Annotated in this window: 5 protein-coding genes; all 5 read right to left on the bottom strand. The window is 59.2% G+C overall.

What is annotated here, in order from left to right:
• The coding region (locus O7A70_RS33260) for a helix-turn-helix domain-containing protein (protein WP_337144119.1) at positions 1 to 175 on the bottom strand (175 nt) is incomplete at its 3' end.
• A 226-nt stretch (positions 176 to 401) separates the two neighbouring features.
• Positions 402 to 1,415, bottom strand: coding sequence for a plasmid partitioning protein RepB (gene repB / locus O7A70_RS33255; RefSeq protein ID WP_337144117.1), 1,014 nt, complete (start codon positions 1,413 to 1,415; stop codon positions 402 to 404).
• Positions 1,412 to 2,629: a plasmid partitioning protein RepA gene (repA, locus tag O7A70_RS33250; RefSeq protein ID WP_337144116.1), complete on the bottom strand. Its 1,218-nt coding sequence runs from the start codon at positions 2,627 to 2,629 to the stop codon at positions 1,412 to 1,414. The genes repB and repA overlap by 4 nt, the downstream gene beginning before the upstream one ends.
• A gap of 1,144 nt (positions 2,630 to 3,773) precedes the next feature.
• On the bottom strand, positions 3,774 to 4,646 hold the full coding sequence (locus O7A70_RS33245; RefSeq protein ID WP_337144115.1) for a hypothetical protein: 873 nt from the start codon (positions 4,644 to 4,646) through the stop codon (positions 3,774 to 3,776).
• A gap of 173 nt (positions 4,647 to 4,819) precedes the next feature.
• Positions 4,820 to 5,833, bottom strand: a complete 1,014-nt coding sequence (locus O7A70_RS33240; protein ID WP_337144118.1) for a site-specific integrase — start codon at positions 5,831 to 5,833, stop codon at positions 4,820 to 4,822.
• Positions 5,834 to 5,874: the final 41 nt, after the last annotated feature.

Below are 5,874 nucleotides of genomic sequence, written 5' to 3'. Positions count from 1 at the left end.
CCAGCGCGCGATCGGTGGCGCCCAAGGCGCCTCTGGCTTCCTTGATGTTCTGGAAGACATGCCATTTGTGAACCGTCAGGTCCGCCGGTATTGCCTTTGCGGCCACTTGGCTTGAAATCATGCCAAGCGTCATTGGCCGCCGCCCAAAGGGCGTCGTTGAGATATGCGTCTGCATCTTTCTTCACCTAATTGCTAGGCAATAGAAATCCGCTCGCCGAACCGACGCTGATGCCCTTGAGGGGCTTGACTGCGATTCCTGGAAGTGCGATTCTCTCGTCACCACAACTGAGAAGGGCTTCCGGAATTTCGTTTCGGGGGCCTTTTTCTTTTTGCCCGGTTTCTGATCCTTCGCTTCTCGCGGCCAAGTTGTCAGCTGACAATCCGCTAAAAGCGATTGTTATTTAGTACATTGCTCCTTTCGATGGTCCATTGGATTTTGCTTCAGGGCTGCTCCTGAACTCCTCAAGAAGTGTCGGAAGGCGGCGCTGGAGAAAGCTGGCGAAGCTGGCATTGTCGGACACCACTCGGATGTGGCCGCCTTTCTTCTCGACCCAAGCGACGCGGTCGGAGGAAACAGGACGCCGTTTCGCCGTCGGTTTCACCATGCCGACTGCCCGCAGCGCCAAGGTGAAGCGCTCATCGGTATCCGCGGCTTCAAAGGCCGACGAAGACACCAACTCCCTCAGTTCGTCGCGCGCGCGCGTCTGCTCCAACCCTTTCACGAGTTGGAGCCATCTGGGACGCCCGATCTTGGGTGCTGGTCCGATCGCCACGATAAGATCCTCACCCAGTGCCTGCGCGACGGTCAGCAGGCGCGAGACTTCGGGCTTGTCAACACTGAGGGCTGCCGACAGCGTGTCGCGGTCGAAACCACGGCTCTCCATCTGCATGGCGAACCGTGCTCTCTCAACGAAAGTTAGATCCTCGCGCGGCCCATTCTCCTGGCCTTGCAGGATGACCATCTCCTGATCGGAGAGCTTGCGGATGATCGCCTTGAGGCCCAGCTCCAGTTCCTGAGCCACGCGCCAGCGCCGGTGTCCTGCGGCGATCTGATATCGTCCGACTTCAGTCGGGTGCGGACGCGCAAGGATCGGAATCTGCTGGCCATTTTCAGCAATCGCCGCCTTGAGCTCCTGGAAGCGGCTGTCGCTCCTCGATGGGATACGATCGGAGACGATTGAGGGGCTGAAGAGGGCCGGATCAAGTTCCTGAGTTGTCTCGCGACTGGCAAGCTCCTCGCGCAACGCCTTCGCTTGAGCTGCCTCTGCGGAGAGGCGATCAAGGCCAAGGCTCATCGCTTTGACCGCACCCGCAGGCCGGACCTGAGGGAGTAAACCCTCGGCCGGACGGCTCGGCTTCCCGGCGGCAACAAGACCCTGAAGGATGTCCCTGCCGCGTCCATCGGGCTTCTTCATCGGGGCATCCTCCCCCACGCCTGCAGGATCAGTTTCTCAACGTCGGCATTCACCGCGTCCATGGATTCGATGGCGCGATCGTAGGTCTGCCGGTGCATAGACTCGCGTGGCGCTTCATAGACAGTCTGCTTCGACAGGCCGGCATCGGAGATCGCCGTCGATTTAACCATCATCGGCGTGAGCACGCGCTCGCCGAACAGATTGCGCAGGAACGCCGCGATCTGGTTCTGCGGGCCGTCGTTCGGTTCATGCCGCGTCACCAGATACCTCATCCAGTCGTAGTCGAGGTTGCCACCATTCTCGCGCACGACCGCCAGCAGTTGCGACGTCATGGCCAGAAACTGGTTCATCGAGGCGACGTCGAGCATCTGCGGATGTACGGTGATGAGCACCGCGGTCGCAGCACACAGCGCCGACATAGTCAGGAAGCCGAGTTGGGGCGGGCAGTCGATCACCACCACGTCATAGTCGTCCGCAACGCTGTACAAGGCGCTGGCCACCCGCATGAAGAAAAGGCCGTCGCCAGTGTGCTGGCCGTCGGCCAAGACACGGGGGGTGTCATGCTCGAACTCATGGAGTTCGAGATTGCCCGGCACGAGATCAAGCCCTGCGAAATAGGTCTTGCGGACAATTTCGGCGAGGGGGCGTCGCTCGTCATCGTAACGAATTGCGCCATAAAGCGTCTGGTTATCCTGAACGTCGAATTCCGGTTGATAACCAAACAGGGCGGACATGGACGCCTGCGGGTCGAGGTCGACGGCCAAAACTCGATAGCCATGAAGAGCTAGATATTGCGCAAGATGGGTCGCCGTTGTGGTCTTGCCAGAGCCACCTTTGAAGTTGGTGACCGCGATGACCTGAAGGTGTTCACTGTCCCTACGCCAAGGAACATAGGAGGTCTTCCCCTTGGTCAGGTGCTGCCGCAGTGCGTGTACCTGCTCGAGCGTGTAGCGCCGCCGTCCGGTGTGCGCCTTCTCAGGGATTGGACCTTCTTCGGTTGTTGCCAGATTTCTGATATAGCTTTCCGTGACGCCGATCAGCTTTGCGGTCTCGGCCGTCGAGAACGAACGCAGCTCTTTCTTGGCTTCTGGCGGAAACAGGCGCTCGCGCAAGACCTGAAGCTGTGAGCCCAGGGCCTGCGAATCTTCCCAGATAGTTTCATCGAACGCCTGGGTCGCCTTCGGTCGCAAATTTTCAGCTGCGGTGGAGTTCATCGTGAAAGTCGCAAATCTGAGCCAATCGTGAGAATTTCCGCAAATTGGGCTGACTCTCTGCTGTCGGTCAAGGGAAATTGGGTTAACGAACTCTTAATATCGCCATAAAAACGGCTTACACGATTGTTCTGTCTACCTTTTCTGGCCGTTGTCAGCTGACAATCTTCGGACGTGTCGCAGGCGTGGCTCGATCACCAGGGATTTTTTCTACCGCCAAAGACCCGACTCACTGCCGGCGCGCATTGTCCATCTGTGAAACGAGGCAGGCATCGGCTAACCCAGGCCGATCGCCAAAACAGAACCGAAATTGGACCGGCTGTCGTGCGAGTTGCGTTTCAAGGCTGGAGAATGCTTCCCCAACCCAGTGATGATACCATGCCAAGATCTGCGGTTCGTCGGCTCTCAAGACGTTAGTGAGATACTGTCGAACTCGGTTATTGTTGATCGGGTGCAGATCAGCCGCGATAAGGTGCGCGAACGATCTGGCGGAGACTCGGAGGATCGGGTCGTTCGGGAAAATGCTTGGCTCGGGGAAGAGCTCCTCAAGCGGTTCAACGATTGCGGTGGACTGCGCTACGACGCTTCCATCGATCTCCAAGCGGGCATCAGCCCCTTGGGGTTGAGTTCTCGATAGAGGTTGGACGACAGCGAAGGTATGGCCACCTACTCATATGGCACCCGCTTCAGGTTGAGCACGATGCGCACGCGTTGACCGAGTATGCAGGCGTAGGTTCATGCAACGACGGTAGCTTGCTTCCAGGCACATGGCGACCTTCCATTGTTGACCAGAAGCATGAATAGGTCGCGAGGCAAGAGCCCTTGGAACGGCCCTATCGCATCGCCTTGTGTGATGGGTAGGGCAAGGGCAAACGTGGCGGAGCCAGAGTGATCTGTTACTGGTATAGCGACGATGCCCAATTTACGCCCTTTTGGCTTACGGCAAGAACGAAAAGACGGACTTCAAGCGGACGAGGCTAAGGCGGTCGCAGCGTTTGCCAAGGGGATCATGGCCGCAAACAGGAGCAGGACATGAGCGAGATGACGAAATTTGGCGCTGATCTGATCCAAGCCATGTCGGAAGCTTTGGCGCATGCCCAAGGGAACGACGTTCCCGGTATCAAGGTGCATAGCGTCGATGTTTCGGTCACTGCGTTGCGGCTGTGCGTCCGTGCTCACGCAGAAAGGTCTGTGCAATCCGCCCGATTTTTACGACCTGGCCGATGTCCTCAGGAAGGATTGGGTAGATATCCATCACCGGGCCCTCGGGGTCGTGCAGGAATTTAGGTAGGAGCGAGCCGACGCGACTGCGCCTTTCACGCAAAGGCTCCAACTTTTCGAATTCCTGTGCGTGGAGAGCCTCGGAGATAAGACCCTCGTAATGCTCGCACTCGACCACATCGGCAGGTGTGAGTGCCGCCGGAGGGACATAGAGCGGCATCCGGTGAGCGGCCGGATTGCGGCGGGTTTTAACCTCTTCCTCCCAAGCTTTGAACGCCTGCAGGATGTCTGCGGTCGGTTTCAGAGCAGTCTCGGCTATGAAGGGCGCCTTGAAGAGGTTGATTGCGAGCGGCTTTGCAGCCTGTGTTGCTGGGGACCCTGCTTGATACACCATTGCCCAGGCGTAATTGTCGAGAAGGCCGAGGATGTCGATGTAGATCGCGTTGAGGTCGCGACAGATCCGATCGGATTGGACCTGTGAGAGGGGAACCGTCCGATTTGGTGGGACAATGCTCTGGAAGCTCTTGAATGACGAGTCGATCATCCGAAGGCGTCGCATGACGCCGTATCGAAAAAGGTGCTCTGCCTTTCTGGTAAACGTCACGGCGGACAGGAGCGTCAAAGCATCCGTGACCAGCTCGAGCAACGCGTTGTTGATTGAGTAGATGTGGTTCTGCTGTGCCTCATGAATGAAATAGCGATTGTTGTCAGCGTTGCCGTCAATCAGGAACGGTGCTGCAAACTGCCGATAGTGGCAGTCGAATTCGACCTGCTGAAATCCGTATTGGTTGAAAGCCATAGTTGCTCCGGGAATGTCATCGATGTGGCTCTAGACAATACCGAGCCTCGTCAACTGGTAGGTATCGACGGTTGCTACAAAAACTGGGCGCCCAGCATGACTACATGCTGCTCCAGTTGAATGCGTACTTCCGCCTTTGGCGATTGCAACATCGTTGGTAGGGGCAGCAGGGCCTATAGCCCGCTAGCCTTGGTGAGATTGACGCGGAACCGATCACGCCGGCGCTGGTATTTTCGAGTCATTTCGGCCGAGGCATGGCCGAGCTGCTTCTGCACATAGCGCTCGTCGACCTCGGCCGAGGAGGCGAGGCCGGCGCGCAGGGAATGCCCCGAGAACTTTTGGCCGCGTTCGCCTTCCGACAGGTCGCCACGCACGCCGGCGGCCAAAGCCGTCCGCTTCACCAGGCGAGCGACTTCCTGATCGTTGAGGCGGTCCGCACCGACGGCCTTGCCCTGGCCGGTGACACGACGAAACAAAGGCCCATGCGCGATACGGGCCAGTCTCAGCCACGTCTGCAGCGCCACCACTGGGCAGGTGGCGTCGGATGAGCCCCGGCCGATCTCGACCTCGCGCCATCCGGTTTTGCCGCGCAAGGTCACCAGCACGCCCTTGTCCGGGAAAAATTCAATCCAGCCGCTGCCGTCTTCCGTCTGGTCGCGGCCGACATCGAGACCGACGATTTCGGAGCGGCGCAGGCCGCCGGCGAAGCCGAGGAGCAGCATGGCGCGATCCCTCAGGCCGCGCAGGGTTCCCCTGTCGAGCGTCTCCAGCATGGCGACGAGATCATCGCGCAGGACAGCCTCCTTCTGACGGGGCGGGGAGGCGTGGGTGTTGCGAATGCCGGCCAGCACGGTGGCGATATGCCGATCTTTGCGGTCGAGCGGCTGGCCGCGCTGGCTAAAATTCCAGGTCAAGGAGGACAGGCGACGCTCGATCGTCGACACCGACTTTTTGTCTGCTCCTCGCGCCGAGGCCTGCGCCGTGATGTAGAGCCCGACGACCTGCGGGTCCGGAGGCAGCGACTCAAAAGACCGGCGCCGGCACCAGGCGCAAAAATGTTTCCAATCCGCAGCGTAGGCGCGACGTGTGTTGGCCGAACTTGCCGCCTCGACATAGTCGCGGGCGCGGTCCGCCAGGCGCTCGAGGTGCCCTGGCAACCGTTCTTGTTGCTTTGCTCGAACCGGCAGAGAAGGGGAGGGGACTCCCTCTTCGCCACCGCGCTGCTCAT

Origin of the sequence: Mesorhizobium sp. Cs1299R1N1 (assembly GCF_037179655.1) — a bacterium.
GTDB classification, from domain to species: Bacteria; Pseudomonadota; Alphaproteobacteria; order Rhizobiales; family Rhizobiaceae; genus Mesorhizobium; species Mesorhizobium salmacidum.
This window is presented reverse-complemented; position numbering and strand designations above follow the sequence as displayed.

What these genes read in the sequence shown, in the direction of transcription:
- O7A70_RS33245 (WP_337144115.1), bottom strand. Translation starts at nt 4,646, where the DNA reads ATGGCTTTCAACCAATACGGATTTCAGCAGGTCGAATTCGACTGCCAC.
- repA (WP_337144116.1), bottom strand. Translation starts at nt 2,629, where the DNA reads ATGAACTCCACCGCAGCTGAAAATTTGCGACCGAAGGCGACCCAGGCG.
- repB (WP_337144117.1), bottom strand. Translation starts at nt 1,415, where the DNA reads ATGAAGAAGCCCGATGGACGCGGCAGGGACATCCTTCAGGGTCTTGTT.